We start from the raw sequence: 25,010 nt of genomic DNA, 5'->3' as shown, positions 1-25,010 counted from the left end.
CGGCTGGGCCGAGCGCGCCCGGCCCGCCGACGCGGCTCCCGTCCCGGCCGCCGTGCTGGCCGCGGTCCTCGCCTCCGGCGTCGCCGCGGCACTGCTGCTCGGCGACGGACTGGGTCCCGGCCTGCCGATCGCGGTGGCGCCGGCCCTCGTCGCCGCGTACCTGTCCGCCCACGCGGCCGGCCGCGGGCTCCGCCCGTGGACCGCGTTCTGGGCCGTCGGCTGCCTGGCACTGCTCGCCGTGCCCGCGCTGCGCGACTCGGGCTGGCCGTCCACGCTGGCGCTGCTCGCCGCCGTCCTGACGGGGGCGCTGGCCCTGCAGGGCAGCCGTACCTGGCCCGGCATCCTGCTCAGCCCGGTCGGCTTCGTCGACTCCGCCGTGGTCGGGGTGCGCTGGGTCTGGAAGGGGCTCCGCTCGCGCGGAGCGGGGAGGCGGGACCGCTGGCTGCCCGTCGCGAAGGCCGCACTGGTGGCGCTGGTCCTGCTGGTGCTCTTCGGCACCCTGTTCGCCTCCGCCGACGCCGCCTTCGCGGATCTGCTGAGCGGGCTCACCCCGGATATCGACGGTGTGGACGGGCCGGTCCGCTTCCTCCTCTTCCTGCTGGGCGCCCTCGTCGCGATCGCCGTCGCCCGGACCGCCGTGGCGCCCTCGCGCTGGGACCGCATCGAGGTGGCCCCGGGCAAGGCCCGCTCACGTGTGGAGTGGGCACTCCCGCTCGTCGTGCTGAACCTGCTCTTCGCCGGATTCAACGCCGTCCAGCTCGCCGTCCTGTTCGGGGGCTACCGCAAGGTCCTGGAGGCCACCGGCCTCAACTACTCCGAATACGCCCGCCAGGGCTTCTGGCAACTGCTCTGGGCCACCCTGCTCACCCTGCTCGTCATCGCGCTCGCCCTGCGCTGGGCCCCGCGCGGGGGCGCCGGCGACCGGCGGCTCGTGCGCGTCGTACTCGGCACGCTGTGCGCGCTGACCCTGGTCGTGGTCGCCTCCGCGCTGCACCGCCTGGAGTTCTACGTGGACGCGTACGGGCTGACCCGGCTGCGCGTCTCGGTCGCGGGCATGGAGCTGTGGCTCGGGCTGGTCATCGTACTGATCATGGCCGCCGGGGTGGCGGGTGCCCGGTGGCTGCCGCGCGCGGTCGCGGGGAGCGCCGTGGCGGCCGTACTGGCCTTCGGGCTGCTGTCCCCGGACGCGATGATCGCCGAGGGAAACGTCACCCGGTACGTGAAGGGCGGCAAGATCGACCTCGCCTACTTCCAGTCCCTGTCGGCGGACGCGGTGCCCGGCCTGGACCGGCTGCCCGAGCCCCGGCGCTCCTGCGCCCTGCGGGGGATCAACGACGAGCTGGCGAAGGCGGGCGACGGCGTGCCGTGGTACGCGATGAGCCTGGGGGAGCGCAGGGCGCGCGAGATCCTGCGCGAGCGCCCGGTGAAGGCCTCGTACCAGGAGTGCGCGCGCCTCGGCACCTTCGGCAGCCGGAGCGAGTACTAGACCGGACGCCGGGTGGACCGGACGCCGGTCCGGTCCGGTCCGGTCCGGACCGAGCGCTGGCACAGGCAGCAGGCCCACGGGTGAGGGCCCGGCGCGGTGGTTCCCGCGCCGGGCCCTGTACGCGCCCGGCGCGGGCGCGGGACCGCGCCGTACGGGACAGCGTGCTCAGGCGGCCGGGCCGGTCTCGGCGGCCGCTCCGTTCAGGGCGTCCAGGTCACTCTTGCGCACGCGGATCACCACCAGCGCGGTGACGAGAGCGACGCCCGCCATGGCCACGGCCGCGATGAAGGCAGTCGCGATCCCGTGAGTGAGGACGAGGTCGCCCCACGGGTCGGGCAGCCGGCCGTTCTGTTTGAAGGTCGTCAGCTGATCCTGGTCGGCCCCCGCCATGAAGGCCGGGACCTGCTTCTCGGCCTCGGTTCGACTGGCCGTGCCGAAGACGGTGACCAGGATGGACAGCCCCAGCGAGCCGCCGACCTGCTGGCTGGCGTTGAGCAGCCCGGAAGCCGCTCCGGCCTCCTGCTGGGCCACCCCGGAGACGGCGGTGAGGGTGAGGGTGACGAAGTTGAGGCCCATGCCGAAGCCGAACAGCAGCATCGGGCCCAGCACCCCGGAGACGTACGAGCTGTCGGTCTCGATGAAGGTCAGCCACGCCAGGCCGGTGCCGGTGAGCGCGGACCCGATCACCATGAACGGCTTGGGGCCGAAGCGCGGCAGCAGGCGCTGCGAGATGCCTGCGGCCGTGACGATGGCCACCGTGACGGGCAGGAAACCGATGCCCGACTGGATCGGTGAGAAGCCCAGCACGTTCTGCACGAACTGGACGATGAAGAAGAACATTCCGAACATCGCGGCGGCAAGACTGAGCATGATCACGTAAGTGCCGGCGCGGTTGCGTTCGGAGAACATGCGCAGCGGGATGATCGGATCGGGGGCCCGCGACTCGATGAGGACGAAGGCCACGAGCAGGACGACGGCCAGGGCGAACGAGCCGATGGTCAGACCGTCGCGCCAGCCGTCCTGGGAGGCGCGGATGAATCCGTACACGAGCGAGGCCATGCCGCCGGTGGACGCGAGAGCTCCGGAGATGTCGAAGCGGCCGGGGTGGCGTTCGGACTCGCTGATGTAGAGGGGGGCCAGGACCGCGATCAGCACGCCGATCGGCACGTTGACGAAGAAGACCCAGCGCCAGTCGAGCCACTCGGTGAGCATGCCGCCGGCCAGCAGGCCGATCGCGCCTCCGCCCGCGGAAACGGCGGCGAAGACGCCGAAGGCGCGGTTGCGTTCGGGGCCTTCCGGGAAGGTCGTGGTGATCAGGGCGAGCGACGTCGGCGAGGCGATGGCGCCGCCGACGCCCTGGAGCGCGCGGGCGGCGAGCAACTGCCAGGACTCCTGGGCGAATCCGCCGAGCAGGGACGCCAGGGTGAAGAGCAGGATGCCGGTCATGAAGACGCGGCGCCGGCCCAGGATGTCACCGGCTCGGCCGCCGAGCAGCAGCAGGCCGCCGAAGGCGAGGGTGTAGGCGCTGATCACCCACGACAGGTCGGTGGTGGAGATCGCGAGGTCGGTCTGGATGTGCGGGAGCGCGATGTTCACGATCGTCGCGTCGAGGACGACCATGAGCTGGCAGGCGGCTATGACGGCGAGCGCCACTCCCGTGCGCCCCTCCCGGCGGGCCGCGCCCGGTATCCGGGATTTGGACAGCTGAGGAGTTGTCACTGTGGATCCCCCCAAAGTGAAATAGTGAACGTATGCGTTCACAGCGAGTCCACCGTAGGGAGTCAGCCTTAGTGAACGCAAGCGTTCACTAAGGCTGAAAATACGTGCGACGGACGCGCGGGTCGGACGGAGGAGCGGACGTGACGGTTTCACGCTGGTCGGCGGCGCCTCCGGGGCGCAGGCGTGGGCCCGAGCTCGAACGGGCGATCCTGGACGCCGCGTTGGAGCAGCTGAGCACGGTTGGCTGGAATTCCCTCACCATGGAGGGTGTCGCCGCCGGCGCACAGACCGGGAAGGCGGCGCTGTACCGGCGCTGGCCCTCGAAAGCGGACCTGGTGGCCGACGCGCTGCGGACGGGGCTGCCGCCCCTCGGCCGGATCGAGGACACGGGATCGATCCGCGAGGATCTGTACGTGCTGTGCGTGCGGATGCGGGACGTCATGTACTCGCGGGCCGGGCAGGCGCTGCGTGCCGTTCTTCACGAGTGCGACCACCTTCACGCCGACCGGTTCCGTGGCCTGATCTGGTCCGGGCTGCACGAACCGGCGCACCGGTTGATCGGCGAGCTGGTGCGCAGGGGCATCGATCGGGGAGACGTACGGGCGGACGCCACTGATCCGCTTCTGGTCGATGTGATCCCGGCGATGATGATGTACCGCACGAAGGTGTGCGAGAGCGAATGGGAAGAAGTGGAGATCGCCGAGATGATCGACGGCGTGATGGTTCCGCTGCTCAGGGCCTGAGCCGGGCTCCGGGGCGCGGTCGGGGCGTGGTCGGGTGGGGGCCGGGGTGTGCAGGCGGCGCGGGTCGGCGTAACCTTGCTGGCGCCATGCCGTATGAAGCACCCACTCACGCCGTCGAACGCTCCCTCCGTGCAACCACCGGCGCCAAGGTCATCGCCGGGGTCGACGAAGTCGGACGAGGAGCCTGGGCCGGTCCCGTCACCGTGTGCGCGGCGATCACCGGCCTGCGCCGGCCGCCCGCGGGACTCACCGACTCCAAACTGCTCACCCCCAAGCGACGCGACGCGATCGTCGGCGTCCTGGAGGGCTGGGTGACCGCCTACGCCCTGGGCCACTCCTCTCCGGAGGAGATCGACGAGCTCGGGATGACCGCCGCGCTGCGCCTCGCCGCGGTGCGCGCCCTGGAGGCGCTGCCTGTGCGCCCCGACGCGGTGATACTCGACGGCAAGCACGACTATCTCGGTGCGCCCTGGCAGGTCCGGACGGTGATCAAGGGCGACCAGTCCTGCGTGGCCGTCGCGGCGGCCTCTGTGATCGCCAAGGTCCGGCGCGACCGGATGATGGCCGAAATCGGTGAACAGGGCGGTGGAATCGCGGACTTCGCTTTCGCCGCCAACGCCGGATATCCCTCGCCCGTGCACCGGGCGGCGCTGGAGGAACAGGGGCCGACCATGCACCACCGGCTCTCGTGGTCCTACCTCGACGCGCTGCCCCGCTGGCGCCACCTCAAGAAGGTGCGCCGTAGCGAGGAATCGATGGAGCTGGAAATCGGAGGCCAACTCGGCTTCGATTTCTGATCGCACGTACGTGCCGTTCACCGGTACGTTTCGTACCGCTGTTTGATAGATGTCCACTCACGCCTCTCACCCCCGCCCCGAGGAGCCTCAGATTCACGAGAGTGCCCAGGGTCCCCGCGTCACGCCGGCCGCGAGCCGCACCGCGCAGACCCCCCGCCCCGTACCTGGTCCGCGTCCCGCCGCCGTTCCCCGGCCCGGACGCCCCGGTCCCTCCCCCGTGGCGGCAAGCCGCGCGGGAGACGCCTCCCGGCCCGCACCGCCCGCGCAGCGGGTGCCAAAGGCCACCCCCGGACCCGTTCCCGCAGCCTCCACCACGCCGTCGGTCTCCGCCGCGGTGCCGCAGGTCCAGCTGATCCCGGCTTCCGCCGACGGTGCGCTGGACGCGGCCGAAGAGGCCGTGGACCTGCTGCTCGACACCGGGCGCGCGCCCGGCGACATCCTGGTGCTCACCACCGGCGGCCCCCACCCGTGGGCCGCGCACGAGCTGTCCTTCGGCGAGGCCGCGTACTGGGCCCTGCACGACGCCGGGGACGACGTCTTCTACGCGGACGCGGTGCAGGTAGCGCGCGCCGCCGGCCGTCCCGTCGTGGTCTTCGCGGCCAACGGCGGACCGGTCGAGACCGCCGCCGCGGCCCTGCCGGTAGCGCTCGCGCGAGCCGGTGCGCTGCTGATCGTGTGCGGCGAGCCGCAGCAGATCAACTCCGTGCTGGGCGCGGGCGTCTGACGCTCCGTAGCCCGGCGCGGTCGAGGGGCGGGGCGGGCGAAGAGCCGGCCTTGCCGAAGACCGGCGCCTGACCAGCCGTACGCCCGTTTCAGGGTGTACGGCCGTTGGGCGGCCCGGGGATCGGCCCGCGGGCGCGGCGCTGTGCGCCGGCGCCCTGGGGCGGTCCGGCGGGCCAGTCGGCGTGCGGGCGGTGCGGTCAGCGTACTGAGGGGTCGTCAGCGTGCGGCGGCGCGGCGCAGGGCCTCCGCGGCGCCGCCTCCGGTGTGCAGGGCGAGCGGGGCGAACTCGGCCGTCGACTCGCCGAGCCGCTCGGGCCGTGAATCCGAGCTGGGCCGCCGACCGCCGCGGCCTTCGCCCAGCACCTGCCAGCCTCCGCGGGTCAGAGTGATGTACGCGCCGCAGCGCAGCCCGTGCAGGGTGCAGGCGTCGCGCAGCCCCCACATCCAGGCCCCGTCCTCCTCGGTCCACCGCTCGTCGCCGTCGCGGCAGTAGAGCAGCACCGCCGTCCGTACCGGCGTCCGCCGCCGCAGGTCGTGCGGGATGACCCGGCGCAGGCGGGAGAGCAGCGCGTTGCGGTAATCCCAGCCGTCGGCGGACGCGGAACGCTGCACGAAGGAGGCGCTCGCGACGAGCTGCTCCTCGGGTCCGAGCACGGCGATCACCGCGGTGGAAGGCACCGGGCCGTGCCGCGAGTGCAGGCCGCTGACGACCTCGCGCGGATTGCGCAGCAGGGGCACGCCCGACGCGGTCCACTCGGAGGGCTCCAGCAGCCTGCCGTGCCGGATGGCGCCGCCGGTGGCCATGGACAGGGATGTGGTCGAGGACGGGGAGAATCCGAAGGTCACAGTCCTCCCTTCGGGTACACGCCCGGGAACGGGCGCGGCTGGAGTGCGGGCGCGCCGCGGCGCGGCCCAGTAGAGCGCCGTCGAGCCGAGCGGGAGCACTGCAATTCTCGCGCGGCCCGTGAACATGCGGCAACGAGCAATTGGCGCCGCCGACCGGAATTCGCCGGTATGCCGTTCATATCCTTGCCCAGCCCCACCGGAGATGACTCATGCGGCTACGGCTGGAGCGCCAGTACCAGCGGAAACACCTCCTTGGCACCTGCCCGCCGCAGCAGCCGGGCGGCCACCGCGAGGGTCCATCCGCTCTCCGCCCGGTCGTCGATCAGGAGAACCGGGCCGGCCGCCTCCCGCAGGGTCGCGGCCAGCTCCGGAGGAACGGTCAGCGCTTGGTGGAGACCGCGCACCCGCTGGGCGCTGTTCGAAGAGGGCAGACCGAACTCCGGGGCCTGGTCCGTGTACGCGAGCGTCCCGAGCAGGGGCATCCGCCCGATCTCCGCGATCCGCGCGGCCAGCGAGCCGACCAGCTGGGGGCGGCCGCGCGAGGGCAGCGCGACCACGCCCACCGGCCGGGCGGGAGCGTCCGCCGCCCCGGAGGCCCAGCCGCCGGGCCCGCGCGCCCAGTCGGCGAGAACCGCCACGACGGCCTGCGCGACATCGTCCGGTACCTGCTGGTCGGGCGTCTGCGGAGCGAGCATCGGGCGCAGCCGGTTGCCCCAGCCGATGTCGGAGAGCCGGCCCAGCGCACGGCCCGTGGAAGCCAGTTCGCCCGCCGGGATGCGGCCCTTGAGGTCCACGCCGACCGCCGCGAGCCCCGTCGGCCACATCTTGCGGGGCTCCAGCTCCACGCCCGGTCGGCCGAGCTCGCCGCGGGCGGTGTCCAGCGCGGTCGAGGAGACCTCCGCCGTGAAGCGGGCTCCCGCGCAGTTGTCGCAGCGGCCGCAGGGCGCGGCCTCCTCGTCGTCGAGCTGGCGGCGCAGGAACTCCATGCGGCAGCCGGTTGCCGATGCGTAGTCCCGCATGGCCTGCTGTTCGGCGGCCCGCTGCCGGGCCACCCAGGCGTAGCGCTCGGCGTCGTACGCCCAGGGCTCGCCCGTCGAGGTCCAGCCGCCCTTGACCCGGTGGACCGCGCCGTCCACGTCGAGGACCTTGAGCATGGTCTCCAGCCTGGTGCGGCGCAGATCGACCAGCGGTTCCAGGGCGGGCAGGGACAGCGGCCGGCCGGCCGCGGCCAGTACCTCCAGGGTGCGGCGGACCTGGTGCTCCGGCGGGAAGGCGACCGAGGCGAAGTACTGCCAGATCGCCTCGTCCTCCTTGCCCGGCAGGAGCAGGACCTCCGCGTGCTCCACACCACGGCCGGCGCGGCCGACCTGCTGGTAATAGGCGATGGGGGAGGAGGGCGACCCGAGGTGCACGACGAAGCCGAGGTCGGGCTTGTCGAAGCCCATGCCGAGGGCCGAGGTGGCCACCAGGGCCTTGACGCGGTTGGCCTGGAGGTCGTTTTCGGCCTGCTCCCGGTCGGCGTTCTCCGTCTTGCCGGTGTACGAGGAGACCGTGTGCCCGCGGTGACGCAGGTACGCCGTGACCTCTTCGGCCGCGGCCACGGTCAGGGTGTAGATGATCCCGGAGCCGGGGAGCGCGCCGAGGTGGTCGGCGAGCCAGGCCAGCCGGTGTGCGGCGTCGGGCAGGGTCAGCACGGCCAGACTGAGGCTCTCGCGGTCCAGGGCGCCCCGCAGGACGAGCGCGTCCGTCCCGGCCCCGGTGCCCAGCTGCTCGGCCACGTCGGCGGTCACACGCGCGTTGGCCGTCGCGGTCGTGGCCAGCACGGGGACGCCCGGCGGGAGATCGGCCAGCATGGTGCGCAGCCGGCGGTAGTCGGGGCGGAAGTCGTGGCCCCAGTCCGAGATGCAGTGGGCCTCGTCCACCACGAGCAGGCCCGTCGCGGCGGAAAGCTTGGGCAGTACCTGATCACGGAAGTCGGGATTGTTGAGCCGCTCCGGGCTCACCAGCAGCACGTCGACGTCGCCCGCCGCGATTTCGGCCTGGATGGATTCCCAGTCCTCGGGGTTGGCCGAGTTGATCGTGCGGGCATGGATCCCGGCCCGTGCGGCGGCCTCCACCTGGTTGCGCATGAGCGCGAGGAGCGGGGAGACGATCACCGTGGGTCCGGCGCCGCGCGCCCGCAGCAGTGAGGTGGCGACGAAGTACACGGCGGACTTGCCCCAGCCGGTGCGCTGCACCACCAGGGCCCGCCGCTTGTCCGCGACCAGGGCCTCGATCGCCCGCCACTGGTCCTCGCGCAGCCGTGCGGTGCCCGTGGGATCGCCCACGAGACGGGCTAGTACGGAGTCGGCCGAGGACCTCAGGTCTGCGTTCATGCCCCCATGCAACCCGATGGCTCCGACATCGGCGAATGCCGCTCTGGGCCAGTGGATGTTGAAGCGTGAATTTGTTCGATGTCCGGCCTGATGCGCGTCGTGTCGTCCGGTCCGATGCCCGGCTCGCTTGCCGACTCGTTTGTCGGTTCGATTTCCGGCCGGTGGCGCCCGGGGATGCCTGGCATGCCGGGGATGGCCGTGATCCGTACGGAGCCGGCCCCCGCGGTTATCCACAGGGGTTTCCGGATCCGATCCGGCGCGGGACCTTCGGGACATGACGAACAACCACGAAGCACACGCACCCTCCGGCCGGCCGTCTACCAGCCCGCCCGGATCCGCCGACGTACCCCCGATCACCCTGCGCAGCCCGGCAGAACTGGCCGACGCGCTGCCCTACATGCTCGGCTTCCACCCGACCGACTCCCTCGTCATGGTCGCCGTCCACGGCGAGGGCGGCCGCTTCGGCGGCCGGCTCCGTGTGGGCATCCCCGCCACTTCCGAGGAGTGGGAGGACACCGCCCGGCAGGTCGCCGACTGCCTGGTCAGCGGCAGCCGGCGGCGCGGCGTCAAGCCCGATGGCATCGTCGTCTTCCTCTGCCAGGACCCGCGCGGGGACGAGAGCGGGCAGCGGGTGATGACCCGGCTGCGCCCGCTCGCTCAGCGGATTCGGCTGGCCTGCGGCGCCCTGGACGTCCCCGTGCTGGAGGCCCTGTGCCTCTCCGCCGGACGGTACTGGTCCTACTGCTGCCCGGACGAGCGCTGCTGCCCGGCGGAGGGCAGCGTCCTGGCCGCGCCCGGCGCTTCGGTGATGGCCGCCGCGGCCACCTTCGCCGGGCTGCAGGTCCGGGGCTCCCTCCGGGAGATCGAGCGGCGGCTGACCCCGCTGCGCGGACCGGCCGCCGAAGAGATGGAGCGGGCCCTGGACCGGACCGCCACGGCCCTCGTGCCCAAGATCCTCGACGGGGCCACGCGGGAGGAGGTGGGCGCCGAGACCGTGCGGCTCGCCCGCGCCCTGATGCAGCGCATGACCCTCGCCCTGCCGGCCGAGACCGGCCCGGCCGCCGACGACTGGGACGACGCGCTGTTGGGCGACGACGAGGCCGCCTCGCTGATCCTGGGCCTCCAGGACCGGGAGATCCGCGACATCGCGGCCGAGTGGATGGAGGACGAGGAGGCGGGCCCCGCCCTGCGGCTGTGGCGGGCCCTGGCCAGGCGTTGTGTCGGGGCCTACGGGGAGCACGCGGCGGCCCCGCTGACCCTGGCCGGCTGGGTCTCCTGGTCCACCGGCGACGAGCCGACCGCGCGGATCGCGCTGGGGCTGGCGCTGCGAGCGGACGACGAGTACCGCTTCGCGCAGCTGCTCCACCACGCCTGCAACGAAGGGATCGACCCGGAGGGTTTGCGCCAGTGCCTACGGGAGGAGCGGCGCCGCCGGGAGCCCCGCAGGGGGCGCCTGTCGGCCGCGGTCCGACGGGACGTCACCAGGCCCCCCGGCCGCCGGAACCGGACCAGCCGCCGCCAGTCCGGCCGCACGGCGGGGAGCGAGCAGTGAACCTCGAGCGGAGCAGGAGCGTGAGTGGGAGTCGGTCAGGGGTCGGGAGCCGGGCGAGGACCGGGACCCAAAGACGGGGCCGGACAGGGATCCGGACAGGGATTAGGAGTGGGAGCGGGAGCCGGACGAGGACGGGGACCGGGACCGGAAGCGGGATCCGGAGTCGGATCGGGATCCGGAGAGGAGAGGGGTGCCAGCACGGCGAGTGGTGCCGGCGCGGGGTCCGCAACCGCGGCTGGGACCCGGGCGGCCGGGACCGGGAGTGGGGCTGGGCCTGGGCTCGGCCGGCTCTGCGCAGGCTCTGGGACGCGGTGGCGGTCGTCCTCGGCCGACGGCTGCGGCGACGCCCCGGTCGCCGGTGGGCGCAGCCACCGCCGGGGGCCGTGACCCGGGCGGGGGTGGGGGCGTTGCCCTGGGGGGTGGTGGGGGCCCGGCCGCGCCGCCGCCCAGCCGATCCCCCCGGAGCGCAGACAGGGCGACCCATGCCGCATCCCGTACCCCCGGCCCGCGTACCTCCGTCGCGCAGGCCCGACCTGCCGCCCGTGCACGGCGCCGTCATCTGCGTCGCCGCCCCCTGCCTGGTCATCTCGCCCGAGCACGGCCAGCTCACCGGGCAGGGCATCGACGGGATCTACCGCTCCGGGCGCAGGCTGCTGTCCCGCTGCGTGCTGCGCGTCGACGGCCGGGACCCGGTCGCCGTCCAGGGGCGCAGCCTCGACGCCGACCGGGCCGCCTTCACCTCGACGGTCCGGACCGGAGCCGAGGCCGGGCCCGACCCCGACGTGGGTGTGGAGCGGGTCCGGCACGCCGACGGCACGGAGCGGATCACCCTGCGCAGTTTCACCGCCCGGCCGCTACGGATCCCCGTGGAGGTCTCGCTCGGCACCGACCTGGCGGAGCTGGCCGCCGTGGCCGCCGGCCGGGCCGGACCGGAACTGCCCGCCGCGGTACACGCCGCCGGGCTCCGCTGGACCAGCGGGGATGCCCAGGCCGTCACGGCGGCCGAGCCTCCCCCGGACGACGCGCTCGCCTCGGCCGGACTGTTGCGCTGGCAGCTCGAACTACGCCCCGGCGAATCCCGCACCATCGAGCTGCGGACCGCCCACGACCGCGTGGCCCGGGCCCCCGCCGCGCACGTGGTGAATCCGCTGGCCGACGCCCGCGCGGAGGGCGACGACCCCAGGGCCGAGGCGTGGTTGCGCACCAGCGTCGCCGACCTCGGTGCGCTCCTGCTGAGGGACCGCCGGGAGCCGGCCGACGCCTACGCGGCGGCCGGGGTGCCGTGGCGGCTCGGACTGGCCCCGGCGGAATCGCTCTGGGCCGCCCGCATGGCGCTCCCGCTCGGCACCGGACTGGCCGGCGCCACCCTGCGCGTCCTGGCCCGCACCCAGACCGGTGGCCCCGGCGGCGACGCCGGGAAGATCCCGGGGCCGCTGCGCGGAGCCGGACCGCAGCTGCCACCGGGCTGCACCGGGACCGAGTCGACGCTGGCCTTCCCGGCGGTCCTCGCCGAAGCCAGACGCTGGGGCATGCCCGAGGAGGAGGTGGCCCTGCTGCTCCCGGCCGCCGAGCGGTGCCTGGAGTGGCTGCGGGGAGCCCTGGGGGAGGACGGCTTCCTGGCCGACCCCGACCCCGGCCCGCGGCGCTGTGAAACCCAGGCACACGCGCACCGGGCCGCGCTGCTCGGCGCCGATCTGCTCGAGGCGTGCGGGCGGTCCGGAGCCGAGGAGTGGCGGGAGTGGGCAGCCGTCCTGCGGGAGCGGTTCGCAGCCCGGTTCTGGGTCGACGGCCCGGACGGCGGCCGGCCCGCCGCGGCCCTGCACCCCGACGGGCGTCCGCTGCCCCGGCTGACGGGGGCCGCCGCCCACCTGCTGGACACCGGGCTGCTGGGCGGCGGGCGGCTCGCACCGGGACTGCTCGACCGGGTCCGTACCGAACAGGTGGCACGGTTGCTCGGAGCCCCCGCCATGGACTGCGGGTGGGGACTGCGGAGCATGGCGGTCCGCGAGCCGGGGCACAACCCGTTCGGCTACCGTTCGGGCGCGGTGCGGCCGTACGAGAGCGCGGTCGCCGTGGCCGGACTGGCCCAGGCCGGTTTCGAGAAGGAGGCCGCCGCATTGCTCCGGGGCATGCTGGACGCCGCGGAGAGCTTCGGGTACCGCCTTCCGGAGATGTACGCGGCCGAGCAGCGCACCGCGGGGAGCGCCCCGCTTCCCCATCCGGCGGCCTGCCGGCCGGCCGCGGTCGCGGCGGCCGCGGGGATCCACGCGTTGCTCTCCCTGGCCGGGATCCGCCCGGACGCCCCCGCGGGCACGGTCGCCCTCGTCCCGCTCCCGGGTGCCCCGCTCGGCGGGCTCCGCTTCTCCGGCCTGCGGGTTTCGGGAGGACCCTTCGCGGTCCGGATCAGCCGGCTCGGCCTCGGCATGGTGGAGGAGGCGGCCGATGCGCTGCAACTGGGCGGTTGACCGGCTCCGCGGTCCGCGGTCCGGGCGGCGGGGCGTAGGCCGTGAGAGGGAGCGAAGCCTCCGGTTCCGTCGTTCGGGGATCGCCAAAGCACTGTTTATCGTCAGGCAGACGACTATGATCGCGGCATGTCGCCCTACGACCCGTCGGCCTTCCCGCCTTTCGCCGTTACCGTCGACCTGGTCGTGCTCACCGTGCGGCGCCACGCGCTCTGCGCGCTGGTCGTCCGGCGGGGCGAGCAGCCGTTCCAGGGACGCTGGGCGCTGCCCGGCGGCTTCGTCCGCGGCGACGAGGACCTGGCGGCTGCCGCGGCCCGTGAGCTGTCCGAGGAGACGGGCCTGTACGCGCACGACCCCGCCGTTCCCGGCGTGGGCAATGGAGCGCACCTCGAACAGCTGGCGACCTACGGCGATCCGAAGCGGGACCCGCGCATGCGCGTGGTCAGCGTGGCCCACCTGGTGCTGGCTCCGGATCTTCCCGCGCCCAGGGCCGGCGGCGACGCGAACAGCGCGCGCTGGGCCCCCGTCGACGAGGTCCTGTCCGCCGACGGCCAGGCCGGTGCCGGACTCGCCTTCGACCACGAGCGGATCCTCGCCGACGGGGTGGAGCGGGCCCGCTCGAAGATCGAGTACTCCTCCCTGGCCACCGCCTTCTGCCCGCCCGAGTTCACCGTCGGCGAGCTTCGACGGGTCTACGAGGCGGTCTGGGGCGTCGCCCTCGACCCCCGCAACTTCCACCGCAAGGTCACCGGTACCCCCGGGTTCCTGGTGCCGGCCGGGGGGACGACGACCCGTCAGGGCGGTCGGCCCGCGCAGCTGTTCCGGGCGGGCGGGGCCACCCTGCTCAACCCGCCAATGCTGCGCCCGGAAGTCTGACCCGTCCGGCCCGTCTGACCCGCCCGGCTTCGCGGGCCCGAACGCAGCGACGCCGACACGAGCGAGCCTCCGCGCCGGTTACGCAGAAAATCGGACATATCGCGTTATCTTGCTGGCGGTACTCACACTGCCGCAGAGCGGTCTCACCCCCCGCGAGAGAAGCGATGCTCCAGGCCATCGGACTCACCAGCACCCCCCGTCGAGCCCTCCCGCCCCTCGTGGACGACCTCACCTTCGAGGCTCGCCCCGGGAGCGTGACCGCACTCCTCGGCGACCCCGGATCGGGCAAGACCACCGCACTGCGGCTCATGCTCGAGCTCGAACCGGGCCGCGGAGTCACGTACTTCCGCGGGCGCCCCCTGCATCGGATCCCGCATCCGGGACGAGAGGTCGGCGTGCTCCTCGGCGACTTGCCCGGCAACCCCTCGCGCACCGTCCGCAACCACCTGCGGATGCTGTGCGCCGCCGCCGGGGTGCCGGCCTCCCGGGCCGACGCGATGCTGGAGGTCGTCGGCGTCGCGGGACTGCGCGACCAGCGGCTCGGCTCGCTCTCGCTCGGCATGGAACGCCGGGTCGCCCTGGCCGCCGCGCTGCTCGCCGACCCCTGCACGCTGCTCCTGGACGAGCCCGCCGCCGGGCTGTCGCCCCGCGAGCGGAGCTGGCTGCACGGCCTGCTGCGCGGTCACGCCTCCCTCGGCGGCGCGGTGCTCTTCACCACCGACGACGCGAAGGAGGCCGCCCGTAGCGCTGACCGGGTCGTCAGCATCGAGGCGGGCCGGCTCGTTGCGGACCAGGACGCCGCCGAGTTCGCCCGGACCAGGCTGCGGCCGCGGGTCGCCGTGCGCACCCCGCATGCCGCCCGGCTGGCCGACGTACTGGGCCGTGAGGCGCGCGCGGCCCAGCGCACGGTGGAGATCGTGGAGGAGAGCGGCAGCCGGCTGTCCGTGTACGGCAGCAACTGCGCCGAGATCGGCGAGGCCGCCTTCCGGCACGGCGTGCTCGTCCACCAGCTCGCGGACGAGACGGGCGACGCCGGTGCGCCCTCGCTGCCGCGCGCCCGCGCCGGATCGGGGACGCCGGCCGAATCGGCGACACCGGACGACGGCGAGCCTCCCCGGACGGCCGGGACCGCCCGGACCGCCCGGACCGGGCGCGACGCGGGGCCCGCCTCGGCCGTGCGGCGTCTCGGTGGACCGCTGCGGCCCCTGCGCTACGAGCTGCACCGGGTCTTCGGCACCGCCACCCCCGTGCTCACCGCCGTGTTCGTCGTCGCCGTCTCCGTCGTCACGGCGCTGGTCCTCGCCCGGGTCGGCCACACCGCGCAGAACCGGTTGCTCGCCGCCTGGCCGGAGCTGCTGCCCCTGCCGCCCGCGGCCCTCGGCGCCGGTCTGCTCGGAGCCCTGGCCTTCGGTGAGGAGTACCGCTTCCCGGCGCTCGCCGCCGACCGCGGCACCGTGCCGCGCCGACTCGGGCTGCTCACGGCGAAGCTCGGCGTCAGCGCCGTGCTCGCGCTACTGATCGGCGCCCTCGCCGTGACGGCCGACGCCGCAGCGCTGACCCTGGTCTTCGGCGGCGGCCCGCTCCGCACCCCGGCGGAGTGGGTTTCCCCGGCGGCGAGTTGGGCAGGACTGCTCATCGGCTGCGCCTGGTCCGGCGTGCTGGCCTCCGCGGTCTTCCGCTCCGCCGCCGCGGGTCTGGCCGCGGTGCTCGCCGTGCCGGTGATGGTCGTACCGCTGGTGCGCAAGGCGCTGGACGGCCCGTCCGCGTACCCGGTCACCGGTCTCGCGGAACGGCTGCGCGGGCTGACCTGGGCGCAGTGGCCCCCGGAGGCCGACCGGCTCGTTCTCGGTGCGTTGCGGGTGATGGCCCAACCGGTCGGTACCGCACTGGTGTTGTCGCTGATGGTCTTGTTGTGCGCCTATGGGTTCACAGGACTGCGCGGACGCGTCCGATGGTGAGGGATCGTTGCTGACCGTTCCGATACCGGAAGAGGTCCCAACGGGACCGATGTCGTCCACATCGCGGGCGGCGGATCGCAACTCCCCGTAAAAGGCCCGGTTTTTTGCGATAAGTCGTCAATTGCGTAGGTGGCACCGATCACCCTTTCGTGTGCTTTTCACCAAAGACCTCAAGGGCCAAGGAAACGACGCCGACAAAGGATTCGTGAGTACCCTTGCGCACACCATGATGACCGCCGCCCGCCATGCCGATTCCGGCCTCGCCGGCTCGGGCGAACTCGACCGCTACCCCTTCGCGGAGGCCTCCGGGACCGACCGCGTCGGAGTGCCCCACTGGGACGGATCCGACGTCGAGTTGGGCCGGGTGGGCCGACGCGCGGCGGGCAGCCGCGGCCGTGGCCTGCACGGCCAACTCGTCCAGCAGCTCGGCCAGATGATCGTTTCCGGCGACCTCGGCGCGGACCGCCCGCTGGTCCCGGAGGAGATCGGCCAGCGCTTCGAGGTCTCCCGTACGGTCGTCCGCGAATCGCTGCGGGTCCTCGAGGCCAAGGGCCTCGTCAGCGCCCGCCCCAATGTCGGCACCCGGGTCCGCCCCGTCGCCGACTGGAACCTGCTCGACCCCGACATCATCGAGTGGCGCGCCTTCGGCCCTCAGCGCGACGACCAGCGCCGGGAGCTGGGCGAGCTGCGCTGGACCATCGAACCCCTCGCCGCGCGCCTTGCCGCCGGCCACGGCCGCCCGGAGATCCAGCAGCGCCTCGCCGACATGGTCGAGATCATGGGCCACGCCCTCGGCCAGGGCGATTCGATCACCTTCGCACGCGCCGACCACGAGTTCCACGCCCTGCTCATCCAGGCAGCCGGCAACCGCATGCTGGAGCACCTCTCCGGCATCGTCTCCTCCGCCCTCCAGGTCTCCGGCAGCCCCATCACCGCCTGTGACCGCCCCAGCGAAACCTGCGTGGCGCACCACGCGCGCATGCTCGAGGCCCTCGCCATCGGGGACGCGCTCGGCGCGGAGAACGCGATGCGCCAGCTCCTGACGGTGCATCCGGAGGTCGAGCGCGTGGTCCCGGCCCCGCGCGAGCACTGACCGGATCCACGCGCGCGGACGCGGGGGTTGCGCGATGGATCGCGCCCACGTGCCGTCGGGCCCAGGAGGTGCCCCCGGGCGGATTCCGGGGGAGGGGCCGGCGGCACGGCGCGGGTCCCGGACGGGCTGTTCGGCCTCCGAAATGGGGCGTGTTCGGACACACCGGACTGGCATATATGGCTGTATGACCGGCATGGCATCAAACGCGGTGTGACTCGGGCCACGAAGATTGGGCGTAACGCTCAGCGAGGTCACGCGATGACCTAAGAGGTGATGGCCGACGGAGGGAAGACAGCAGCCCTTGGGGGTGCTGTGCAGCTCCCCGGCCCCTGCCCGCGCCGCCGGCCCATCCCCAGTCGGTGGTCGTCGGCTCCGGTCCAGCACCACCAGGCCCGGGGTCGGAAGCCGTTTCCATCGTTCCGAGAGGTTGTTCGTGTCGGCCAGCACATCCCGTACGCTCCCGCCGGAGATCGCCGATTCCGAGTCTGTGATGGCGCTCATCGAGCGGGGCAAGGCCGAGGGGCAGATCGCCGGCGATGACGTGCGTCGGGCCTTCGAGGCTGACCAGATTCCTGCGACCCAGTGGAAGAATGTTCTGCGCAGCCTCAACCAGATCCTCGAGGAAGAGGGTGTGACGCTGATGGTCAGTGCCGCGGAGTCGCCCAAGCGCACCACCCGCAAGAGCGTCGCAGCGAAGAGCCCCGCCAAGCGGACGGCGACCGAGCCCGTTGCCAAGAAGACGGCGGCCGCGCCCGCCGCCGCCGTGGCTCCGGCGGCTGAGGCCCCGGAGGCGGCTGAGGCGGCTGAGGCGGCGGACCCGGAGACCACCGACGCCCTCGCGCAGGAGACCGCGACCGAACCCGCCGCCAAGAAGACCGCGGCGAAGAAGACGGCAGCCAAGAAGGCCGCACCCGCCAAGAAGACCGCGGCGAAGAAGACGGCGGCGAAGAAGACCGCCGCCAAGAAGGACGCGGACGAGGGCGCCGACGACGAGACCGCGGAAGACGGCCCCGCCCAGGCGAAGGCCGAGGGCGACGAGGAAGAGGAGGGCGGGGAGAACAAGGGCTTCGTCATCTCGGACGACGAGGACGACGCCCCCGCCCAGCAGGTCGTCGTGGCCGGCGCCACCGCCGACCCCGTCAAGGACTACCTCAAGCAGATCGGCAAGGTCCCCCTGCTCAACGCGGAGCAGGAGGTCGAGCTCGCCAAGCGCATCGAAGCGGGCCTCTTCGCCGAGGACAAGCTGGCCAACTCCGACAAGCTGGCCCCCAAGCTCAAGCGCGAGCTGGAGATCATCGCCGAGGACGGCCGGCGCGCCAAGAACCACCTGCTGGAGGCCAACCTCCGCCTCGTCGTCTCCCTCGCCAAGCGCTACACCGGCCGCGGCATGCTCTTCCTGGACCTGATCCAGGAGGGCAACCTGGGCCTGATCCGCGCGGTCGAGAAGTTCGACTACACCAAGGGCTACAAGTTCTCCACGTACGCCACGTGGTGGATCCGCCAGGCGATCACGCGCGCCATGGCCGACCAGGCCCGCACCATCCGCATCCCGGTGCACATGGTCGAGGTCATCAACAAGCTGGCCCGCGTCCAGCGCCAGATGCTCCAGGACCTGGGCCGCGAGCCCACCCCGGAGGAGCTGGCCAAGGAACTCGACATGACCCCCGAGAAGGTCATCGAGGTCCAGAAGTACGGCCGCGAGCCGATCTCCCTGCACACCCCGCTCGGCGAGGACGGCGACAGCGAGTTCGGCGACCTCATCGAGGACTCCGAGGCGGTCGTCCCGGCCGACGCGGTGAGCTTCACGCTTCTGCAGGAGCAGCTGCACTCGGTGCTCGACACGCTGAGCGAGCGCGAGGCGGGCGTGGTCTCGATGCGCTTCGGCCTCACCGACGGCCAGCCGAAGACGCTCGACGAGATCGGCAAGGTGTACGGGGTCACCCGTGAGCGCATCCGCCAGATCGAGTCGAAGACGATGTCGAAGCTCCGTCACCCCTCCCGGTCCCAGGTGCTGCGCGACTACCTGGACTGACCGGAGCGGCGTTCGTCGCAGGTCGTGGCTAGGTGGCCGCGCGGGTGCGCGCGGCCACCGGGCGTCCCACTCTGGGTGGAGTCATGCACACTCGGAGTCAGGAGGCCTCATGCGTCGTCCCTTTGCCCGCGTTCTGGCGGGCGCGCTGACCCTGGTGGCGGGAGCGGCGGCGGCGCCGCTGAGCCAGGCCCCGCGGGCCGCAGCGGACAGCGTGGTGATCGGCGGGAAGCCGGTGAAGGTGGCCGATGCTCCGTGGGTCGTGGCTCTCGCCAGCCGTGACCGGTTCGGGGGTACGCGGGGCGGGCAGTTCTGCGGGGGCGTCCTCGTCGCCCCGTCCAAGGTGCTGACCGCGGCCCACTGCCTCGGCCGCCAGGTCCTGGGAGGCCCGGTCGACTCCGTCACCGACTTCCGGGTGATCACCGGTCGTACGGAGCTGCGCGCGGGCGAGGGCAGGGAGATCGCGGTGCGGTCCGCCCGGGTGTACCCGGGCTACGACCCGGCCAGCAACGCGGGCGACCTCGCCGTACTGGAGCTGGACGGAGCCGTGCCGAGCGGGCACGTGCTCGCGATGGCCGGTACGGGGCATCCGGCGTACGAGGCCGGGATCGAGGCCGCCGTATACGGCTGGGGCGACACGAGCGGATTCGGTGACTACGCGTACGCGCTGCGGGCGGCCCGGGTGACGGTGCTCGCGGACGAGGTCTGCGGGCGCGCCTATCCCGGAGACACCGACGGACAGTACCGGGCCGACTCCATGGTGTGCGCGGGCGCCCGCGAGGGCGGCAAGGACGCCTGCCAGGGAGACAGCGGAGGGCCGCTGGTGGCCCAGGGCCGGCTGATCGGGCTGGTGTCCTGGGGGCGCGGCTGCGGGCGCGCGGACAGTCCGGGGGTGTACACGCGGATCGCGCCGCTGATGGGATTCGTCGCCGGATCCACCGGGGGCCCGGAGGCGGCCCGGGGGAAGAGGGCCCGCCCAGATGTACGGGGGAGCCTGGGAGCCGGCGTACGCCCCGCCCAGGGGCCCGGGAGGGGCCTTCCGGTCGGGGTCCGGCCCGCGCCCAAGCGCTGAGCCCCGCATCGGTCCGGGGCAGGGGATGCGGCAGGGCATGAGGACGGGCGGTACCCCTGGGTCTCAGAGGTCCCGCCCGTCGACCGGCCTGGCCGGTCCTGGCTCGTCGGATGCGAGGTGTAGGCCTTGTGTCAGCGGTCCTCGGGGTCGGCGGCACTGGCCGCCGGAGCGGGCGTAAGCCGCTCGGTCTCATCCTGTATTTCTGCGGCGATCTTCTTGAGTTCCGGCTCGAACTTGCGACCGTGGTGGGCGCAGAAGAGCAGTTCACCGCCGCTCAGCAGGACGACGCGCAGATATGCCTGGGCGCCACAACGGTCGCATCGGTCAGCGGCCGTCAGCGGGGTCGCGGGTGTCAGAACAGTAGTCACGTCGCCTCTTCTCTAGCTCGACGAGCTGTCGTACCAGGGTCAACATCCAACCAGGCCGAAAACGTTCCCGCTCGCGGCTTTTCCTCGAAACTTCCTTCCGAAGCTGGCCGGCTGCTGCCGGTTGGCGGCGAAGGAGCCGTATTGCGTTGCTTTACGGTTTCGCGTTGTCAGGTCGTTCGCTTGTAGCAGTTCTGCCCTCTCCGGCTGAGTGCCGGTTGTTCATGAGGACGTGCCCGAACACTAAATGGTTCATGCGCGGAAGGGAACGTGATGTTTGCTTCACCCCCACGGGGGATCGAACACTCGTGCGGATCTGCACTACGCTGAAGAAGGGGCTGGGGTGGCGTTGCATCCGCTCTACCAGGCCTCGGTACCCTTCCAGCGGCAGCCGAGCCACCACTGCGCCCGACCGGGCCAGAAAAGAAATTCAGCGAGGAGCGAACTGCGTGACCGCCGACACGTCCGTGCCTTCCAGCGCACTGCTGACCGGAGCAGACCGGGACGGCTCCAACTACACCGCGCGGCACCTGCTCGTCCTCGAGGGCCTCGAGGCCGTCCGCAAGCGCCCCGGCATGTATATCGGGTCCACCGACAGCCGTGGCCTCATGCACTGCCTCTGGGAGATCATCGACAATTCCGTCGATGAGGCCCTGGGCGGCTACTGCGACCACATCGAGGTCATCCTCCACGAGGACGCCTCCGTGGAGGTCCGGGACAACGGCCGCGGCATCCCCGTGGACGTCGAGCCCAAGACCGGCCTCTCCGGCGTCGAGGTCGTCATGACCAAGCTGCACGCCGGCGGCAAGTTCGGCGGCGGGTCGTACGCGGCCTCCGGCGGCCTGCACGGCGTCGGCGCCTCCGTGGTCAACGCGCTCTCCGCCCGCCTCGACGTGGAGGTCGACCGCAACGGCGCCACGCACGCGATCAGCTTCCGCCGCGGCGTCCCGGGCATGTTCACCGAGCAGGGCCCGGACAGCCCCTTCGACCCCGACACCGGGCTGCGCAAGGGCAAGCGGGTCGCCCGGGGCAAGACCGGCACCCGCATCCGGTACTGGGCCGACCGGCAGATCTTCCTCAAGGACGCCAAGCTGACGCTGGACACGCTCTATCAGCGCGCCCGCCAGACGGCTTTCCTGGTGCCGGGCCTGACCATCGTCGTCCGCGACGAGCGGGCCCTCGAAGGTGCCGGCAAGACCGAGGAGACCTTCCGCTTCGACGGGGGCATCAGCGAGTTCTGCGAGTACCTCGCCCAGGACAAGGCCGCCTGCGACATCCAGCGCCTGACCGGCACCGGCATTTTCAAGGAGACCGTCCCGGTCCTCGACGACCGCGGCCACATGACCGCCACCGAGGTCACCCGCGAGCTCGGCGTGGACATCGCCCTGCGCTGGGGCACGGGGTACGAGACGAACGTCAAGTCGTTCGTGAACATCATCGCCACCCCCAAGGGCGGCACCCACATCTCCGGCTTCGAGCGCTCGGTCACCAAGACCGTGAACGAGGTGCTGCGCTCGGCGAAGCTGCTGCGCGTCGCCGAGGACGACGTGGTCAAGGACGACGCGATGGAGGGCATGACGGCCGTCGTCACCGTCCGCCTCGCCGAGCCGCAGTTCGAGGGCCAGACCAAGGAGGTGCTCGGCACCTCGGCGGCCACCCGGATCGTCGCGGCCGTCGTCGCCAAGGAGCTCAAGGCCTTCCTGACCTCCACCAAGCGCGACGACAAGCAGCAGGCCCGCGCCGTGATGGAGAAGATCGTCGCGGCCGCCCGGACCCGCATCGCGGCCCGTCAGCACAAGGAGGCGCAGCGTCGCAAGACGGCGCTGGAGACCTCTTCGCTGCCCGCGAAGCTGGCCGACTGCCGCAGCGACGACGTGGAGCGCAGTGAGCTCTTCATCGTCGAGGGCGACTCCGCGCTCGGCACCGCCAAGCTCGCGCGGAATTCGGAGTTCCAGGCTCTCCTGCCCATCCGGGGCAAGATCCTCAACGTCCAGAAGTCCTCGGTCTCGGACATGCTCAAGAACACCGAGTGCGGAGCGATCATCCAGGTCATAGGAGCCGGCTCGGGCCGGACCTTCGACATCGACGCCGCCCGGTACGGAAAGATCGTCCTGCTCGTGGACGCCGATGTGGACGGCGCGCACATCCGCTGCCTGCTGCTCACGCTCTTCCAGCGCTACATGCGCCCGATGGTCGAGGCGGGCCGGGTCTTCGCCGCCGTGCCGCCGCTCCACCGGATCGAGCTCGTCCAGCCGAAGAAGGGCCAGGACAAGTACGTGTACACGTACTCGGACAACGAGCTCCGCCAGACCCTGCTGGAGTACCAGCGCAAGAACATCCGCGTCAAGGACTCGATCCAGCGGTACAAGGGCCTCGGCGAGATGGACGCGGACCAGCTGGCGGAGACCACCATGGATCCCCGCTTCCGCACCCTGCGGCGGATCAACATCGGCGACCTGGATTCGGCCGAGTCGGTCTTCGACCTGCTCATGGGCAACGAGGTGGCCCCGCGCAAGGAGTTCATCACCAGCTCCGCCGCCACCCTGGACCGGTCGCGGATCGACGCCTGACGCGTCCGCCGCACGGGCGCTTTTCGAGTACGGGCACTCCGGGCACTTCCGCCGTGCTGGCACACCGGTGCTCTTCACTCCATCACCTGATGGAGTGAAGAGCACCGGTGTGCCAGTCCGCAAACCCATCTCCCGCACATCCTTGTGGGCACGCGGCCAATGCGGCGGCGGACAAGGAGAGTTCGGTGGACAAGCACGAAGGTCGTGATGCCGGAACGATCCGGCTGGACGACCCCTGGTACGACGCGCTGGCCGTCGGATGGGGCGAGGGTGCGGGTGCCGGCGTAGTCGACGGCTCCGGCGGGGCTGCCGGCGAGGGTGCGGAAACGTCACCGCCGCACTCCTCCCCGGGTGGCCGGCACGCGCTCGGCGCCTCTGACATCTACCTCGAAGTGCAGCGCAGCGCCGCCTTCCAGGAGGTGCGCAGCCGCTACCGGAGGTTCGTGGTCCCCGCGACCATCGGCTTCTTCCTCTGGTACCTCGCCTACGTGATCGCGGCCACCACGGCGCCCGGCCTGATGGCCCGGCCCGTGGTCGGCTCCGTCAACGTGGCCCTGCTGGCGGGCCTCGGCCAGTTCCTCAGCACCTTCCTGCTGACCTGGGCCTACGCCCGGCACGCGCGGCTGCGGCGCGATCGCGCGGCCCTGGACCTGCGCTGGACCGTCTTCGAGCAGGAGCAGGTCCGCCGGGCGCAATCCGGGGAGCGCGGCCGCGCCCGTGGGGCGGGCCGGTGACCACCGGGCACCAGACGCTGGCGCTGATCCTGTTCAGCGCCTTCATCGCCGTCACCCTCGGCATCACCACGTGGGTCAGCCGCAACCGGCACGGCTCGGCGGAGGAGTTCTACGCGGGCGGCCGGCTGTTCTCCCCGCTGGAGAACGGTTTCGCCATCGCCGGCGACTACATGTCCGCCGCCTCCTTCCTCGGCATCTCCGGCCTGATCGCGCTCTTCGGGTACGACGGCCTGCTGTACTCGGTGGGCTTCCTCGTCGCCTGGCTGGTCGTGCTCTTCCTCGTCGCCGAACTCGTCCGCAACTGCGGCCGCTTCACCCTCGCCGACGTGGTCGCCGCGCGGATGAGCGAGCGGCCGGTGCGGATCGCCGCCGGCACCTCCTCGGTCGTGGTGTCCGTGCTGTACCTCGTCGCGCAGATGGTGGGCGCGGGCAGCCTGGTGGGCCTGCTGCTCGCCGATTCGGGCCGCGTCGCGCGGACGCTGACCGTGATCGGGGTCGGCGCGCTCATGGTGATCTACGTGTCCTTCGGCGGCATGCGGGCCACCACCTGGATCCAGATCGTCAAGGCCGTGCTGCTCATGGGCGGGGCGATCACCCTGACCGTGCTGGTACTGGTCCGCTTCCACGGCAACTTCGACCAGCTGCTCAGCAGCGCCGCGGAGCGCAGCGGCTACGGGGACCGCTTCCTGGGCCCGGGGCTCAAGTACGGCGGCGACTGGACGGCCCGCTTCGACTTCATGAGCCTCGGGCTCGCACTGGTCCTCGGGACGGCCGGGCTGCCGCACATCCTGTCGCGGTTCTACACGGTGCCGACGGCGCGGGCGGCCCGCCGGTCGGTGGTGTGGGCGATCGCGCTGATCGGTGGCTTCTACCTGATGACCATCGTGCTGGGCTTCGGCGCGGCGGCGCTGCTGGGCCCGGAGCAGGTCAAGGCCTCCAACGCCTCGGGGAACACGGCGGTTCCGCTGCTCGCGGCCTTCCTGGGCGGCGGCGCCGAATCCACCGGGGGCGCGGTGTTGTTCGCCTTCGTCGCCGCCATCGCCTTCGCCACCATCCTCGCGGTGGTCGCGGGGATCACCCTGGCCTCGTCGGCCTCCGTCGCGCACGACCTGTACGCCTCGCTGAAGCGCCGTCACGCCCGGCAGCGCAGCGAGGTGGCGGTGGCCAGGGTGGCGGCCGTCGGGATCGGGGCGGTGGCGATCGGACTGGGGCTGCTCGCGCAGGACCTGAACGTGGCGTTCCTGGTAGGGCTGGCCTTCGCGGTGGCGGCCTCGGCGAACCTGCCGGTGCTGCTGTACTCGCTGTTCTGGCGTGGCTTCACCACGCGCGGCGCCGTCTGGTCGGTGTACGGGGGCCTGGTCCCGGCGGTGGTGTTGGTGGCGCTGTCTCCGGTGGTCTCCGGCAGTCCGGAATCCCTGTTCCCCGGGGTCGATTTCCAGTACTTCCCGCTCCAGAACCCGGGCCTGGTGTCCATCCCGCTCGGTTTCCTGGCGGGCTGGCTGGGGACGGTGACCTCGGCGGAGGAACCGGACGAGCGCAAGCACGCGGAGACGGAGGTCCGCTCCCTGACGGGGGCCGGCGCGGTGTAGGGACCGGGCGACCTCGCGCAG

At 72.5% G+C, this 25,010-nt stretch carries 18 protein-coding genes; 14 read left to right on the top strand and 4 right to left on the bottom strand.

From position 1 onward, the window contains the following. Positions 1 to 1,486, top strand: a 1,486-nt coding sequence (locus tag J7E97_RS05180; protein WP_251053859.1) for a DUF4153 domain-containing protein, incomplete at its 5' end; no start/stop codon positions are given. Between the two features lie 165 nt (positions 1,487 to 1,651). On the opposite strand, the gene J7E97_RS05175 is transcribed toward J7E97_RS05180, so the two are convergent. Beyond that, positions 1,652 to 3,205, bottom strand: coding sequence for an MFS transporter (locus J7E97_RS05175; protein WP_215022800.1), 1,554 nt, complete (start codon positions 3,203 to 3,205; stop codon positions 1,652 to 1,654). A gap of 140 nt (positions 3,206 to 3,345) precedes the next feature. Between J7E97_RS05175 and J7E97_RS05170 the strand changes: the two genes are divergently transcribed. The 3 genes from J7E97_RS05170 to J7E97_RS05160 all read left to right on the top strand — a co-directional run bounded on the left by J7E97_RS05170 (position 3,346) and on the right by J7E97_RS05160 (position 5,469). Continuing rightward, positions 3,346 to 3,948, top strand: coding sequence for a TetR/AcrR family transcriptional regulator (locus J7E97_RS05170; protein WP_215022798.1), 603 nt, complete (start codon positions 3,346 to 3,348; stop codon positions 3,946 to 3,948). An 86-nt stretch (positions 3,949 to 4,034) separates the two neighbouring features. Further along, on the top strand, positions 4,035 to 4,745 hold the full coding sequence (locus tag J7E97_RS05165; protein ID WP_215022796.1) for a ribonuclease HII: 711 nt from the start codon (positions 4,035 to 4,037) through the stop codon (positions 4,743 to 4,745). A 49-nt stretch (positions 4,746 to 4,794) separates the two neighbouring features. Beyond that, on the top strand, positions 4,795 to 5,469 hold the full coding sequence (locus J7E97_RS05160; RefSeq protein WP_215022794.1) for a hypothetical protein: 675 nt from the start codon (positions 4,795 to 4,797) through the stop codon (positions 5,467 to 5,469). A 215-nt stretch (positions 5,470 to 5,684) separates the two neighbouring features. Here J7E97_RS05160 and J7E97_RS05155 read toward each other — a convergent pair whose 3' ends face one another. Then, positions 5,685 to 6,314: a hypothetical protein gene (locus J7E97_RS05155; protein ID WP_215022792.1), complete on the bottom strand. Its 630-nt coding sequence runs from the start codon at positions 6,312 to 6,314 to the stop codon at positions 5,685 to 5,687. Between the two features lie 215 nt (positions 6,315 to 6,529). Next, complete coding sequence (locus J7E97_RS05150; RefSeq protein ID WP_215022790.1) at positions 6,530 to 8,689, bottom strand: RecQ family ATP-dependent DNA helicase; 2,160 nt, start codon at positions 8,687 to 8,689, stop codon at positions 6,530 to 6,532. Between the two features lie 274 nt (positions 8,690 to 8,963). Here J7E97_RS05150 and J7E97_RS05145 point away from each other — a divergent pair, with 274 nt between their 5' ends. The 7 genes from J7E97_RS05145 (at position 8,964) to J7E97_RS05115 (ending at position 19,731) form a co-directional block, all read left to right on the top strand. Continuing rightward, positions 8,964 to 10,241, top strand: a complete 1,278-nt coding sequence (locus J7E97_RS05145; protein WP_215022788.1) for a DUF4192 domain-containing protein — start codon at positions 8,964 to 8,966, stop codon at positions 10,239 to 10,241. Positions 10,242 to 10,723: 482 nt separating this feature from the next. Further along, a complete protein-coding gene (locus J7E97_RS05140) occupies positions 10,724 to 12,706 on the top strand; it encodes a glycogen debranching N-terminal domain-containing protein (protein WP_215022786.1) in 1,983 nt (660 codons plus the stop codon). Between the two features lie 126 nt (positions 12,707 to 12,832). Beyond that, entirely contained in the window at positions 12,833 to 13,579 is a 747-nt protein-coding gene (locus J7E97_RS05135) for an NUDIX domain-containing protein (RefSeq protein ID WP_215022778.1), read from the top strand. A 164-nt stretch (positions 13,580 to 13,743) separates the two neighbouring features. Next, positions 13,744 to 15,537, top strand: a complete 1,794-nt coding sequence (locus tag J7E97_RS05130; protein ID WP_215022777.1) for an ATP-binding cassette domain-containing protein — start codon at positions 13,744 to 13,746, stop codon at positions 15,535 to 15,537. A gap of 226 nt (positions 15,538 to 15,763) precedes the next feature. After that, positions 15,764 to 16,630 (top strand): FadR/GntR family transcriptional regulator, encoded by an 867-nt coding sequence (locus J7E97_RS05125; RefSeq protein WP_251053864.1) that lies wholly within the window; start codon positions 15,764 to 15,766, stop codon positions 16,628 to 16,630. A 427-nt stretch (positions 16,631 to 17,057) separates the two neighbouring features. After that, the gene (locus J7E97_RS05120) at positions 17,058 to 18,662 is read left to right on the top strand and encodes an RNA polymerase sigma factor (RefSeq protein ID WP_215022773.1); all 1,605 of its coding nucleotides are present in this window, start codon (positions 17,058 to 17,060) and stop codon (positions 18,660 to 18,662) included. A gap of 109 nt (positions 18,663 to 18,771) precedes the next feature. After that, on the top strand, positions 18,772 to 19,731 hold the full coding sequence (locus tag J7E97_RS05115) for a trypsin-like serine protease (RefSeq protein ID WP_215022771.1): 960 nt from the start codon (positions 18,772 to 18,774) through the stop codon (positions 19,729 to 19,731). A 131-nt stretch (positions 19,732 to 19,862) separates the two neighbouring features. On the opposite strand, the gene J7E97_RS05110 is transcribed toward J7E97_RS05115, so the two are convergent. Then, positions 19,863 to 20,099: a hypothetical protein gene (locus J7E97_RS05110; RefSeq protein ID WP_215022769.1), complete on the bottom strand. Its 237-nt coding sequence runs from the start codon at positions 20,097 to 20,099 to the stop codon at positions 19,863 to 19,865. 446 nt (positions 20,100 to 20,545) lie between these two features. Between J7E97_RS05110 and J7E97_RS05105 the strand changes: the two genes are divergently transcribed. From J7E97_RS05105 to J7E97_RS05095, 3 genes are all read left to right on the top strand, one after another. Next, a complete protein-coding gene (locus J7E97_RS05105; protein ID WP_215022767.1) occupies positions 20,546 to 22,666 on the top strand; it encodes a type IIA DNA topoisomerase subunit B in 2,121 nt (706 codons plus the stop codon). A 185-nt stretch (positions 22,667 to 22,851) separates the two neighbouring features. Beyond that, complete coding sequence (locus tag J7E97_RS05100) at positions 22,852 to 23,400, top strand: DUF485 domain-containing protein (protein WP_215022765.1); 549 nt, start codon at positions 22,852 to 22,854, stop codon at positions 23,398 to 23,400. Further along, positions 23,397 to 24,989: a cation acetate symporter gene (locus tag J7E97_RS05095; protein WP_215022763.1), complete on the top strand. Its 1,593-nt coding sequence runs from the start codon at positions 23,397 to 23,399 to the stop codon at positions 24,987 to 24,989. The genes J7E97_RS05100 and J7E97_RS05095 overlap by 4 nt, the downstream gene beginning before the upstream one ends. Positions 24,990 to 25,010: the final 21 nt, after the last annotated feature.

Origin of the sequence: Streptomyces sp. ISL-66 (genome assembly GCF_018614135.1) — a bacterium.
Classification (GTDB): Bacteria; Actinomycetota; Actinomycetes; order Streptomycetales; family Streptomycetaceae; genus Streptomyces.
The sequence above is the reverse complement of the archived record's forward strand: the minus strand, read 5'-3'. Positions and strand labels throughout refer to the sequence as shown.

What these genes read in the sequence shown, in the direction of transcription:
- J7E97_RS05165 (WP_215022796.1), top strand. Translation starts at nt 4,035, where the DNA reads ATGCCGTATGAAGCACCCACTCACGCCGTCGAACGCTCCCTCCGTGCA.
- J7E97_RS05160 (WP_215022794.1), top strand. Translation starts at nt 4,795, where the DNA reads ATGTCCACTCACGCCTCTCACCCCCGCCCCGAGGAGCCTCAGATTCAC.
- J7E97_RS05150 (WP_215022790.1), bottom strand. Translation starts at nt 8,689, where the DNA reads ATGAACGCAGACCTGAGGTCCTCGGCCGACTCCGTACTAGCCCGTCTC.
- J7E97_RS05145 (WP_215022788.1), top strand. Translation starts at nt 8,964, where the DNA reads ATGACGAACAACCACGAAGCACACGCACCCTCCGGCCGGCCGTCTACC.
- J7E97_RS05140 (WP_215022786.1), top strand. Translation starts at nt 10,724, where the DNA reads ATGCCGCATCCCGTACCCCCGGCCCGCGTACCTCCGTCGCGCAGGCCC.
- J7E97_RS05135 (WP_215022778.1), top strand. Translation starts at nt 12,833, where the DNA reads ATGTCGCCCTACGACCCGTCGGCCTTCCCGCCTTTCGCCGTTACCGTC.
- J7E97_RS05130 (WP_215022777.1), top strand. Translation starts at nt 13,744, where the DNA reads ATGCTCCAGGCCATCGGACTCACCAGCACCCCCCGTCGAGCCCTCCCG.
- J7E97_RS05125 (WP_251053864.1), top strand. Translation starts at nt 15,764, where the DNA reads ATGATGACCGCCGCCCGCCATGCCGATTCCGGCCTCGCCGGCTCGGGC.
- J7E97_RS05115 (WP_215022771.1), top strand. Translation starts at nt 18,772, where the DNA reads ATGCGTCGTCCCTTTGCCCGCGTTCTGGCGGGCGCGCTGACCCTGGTG.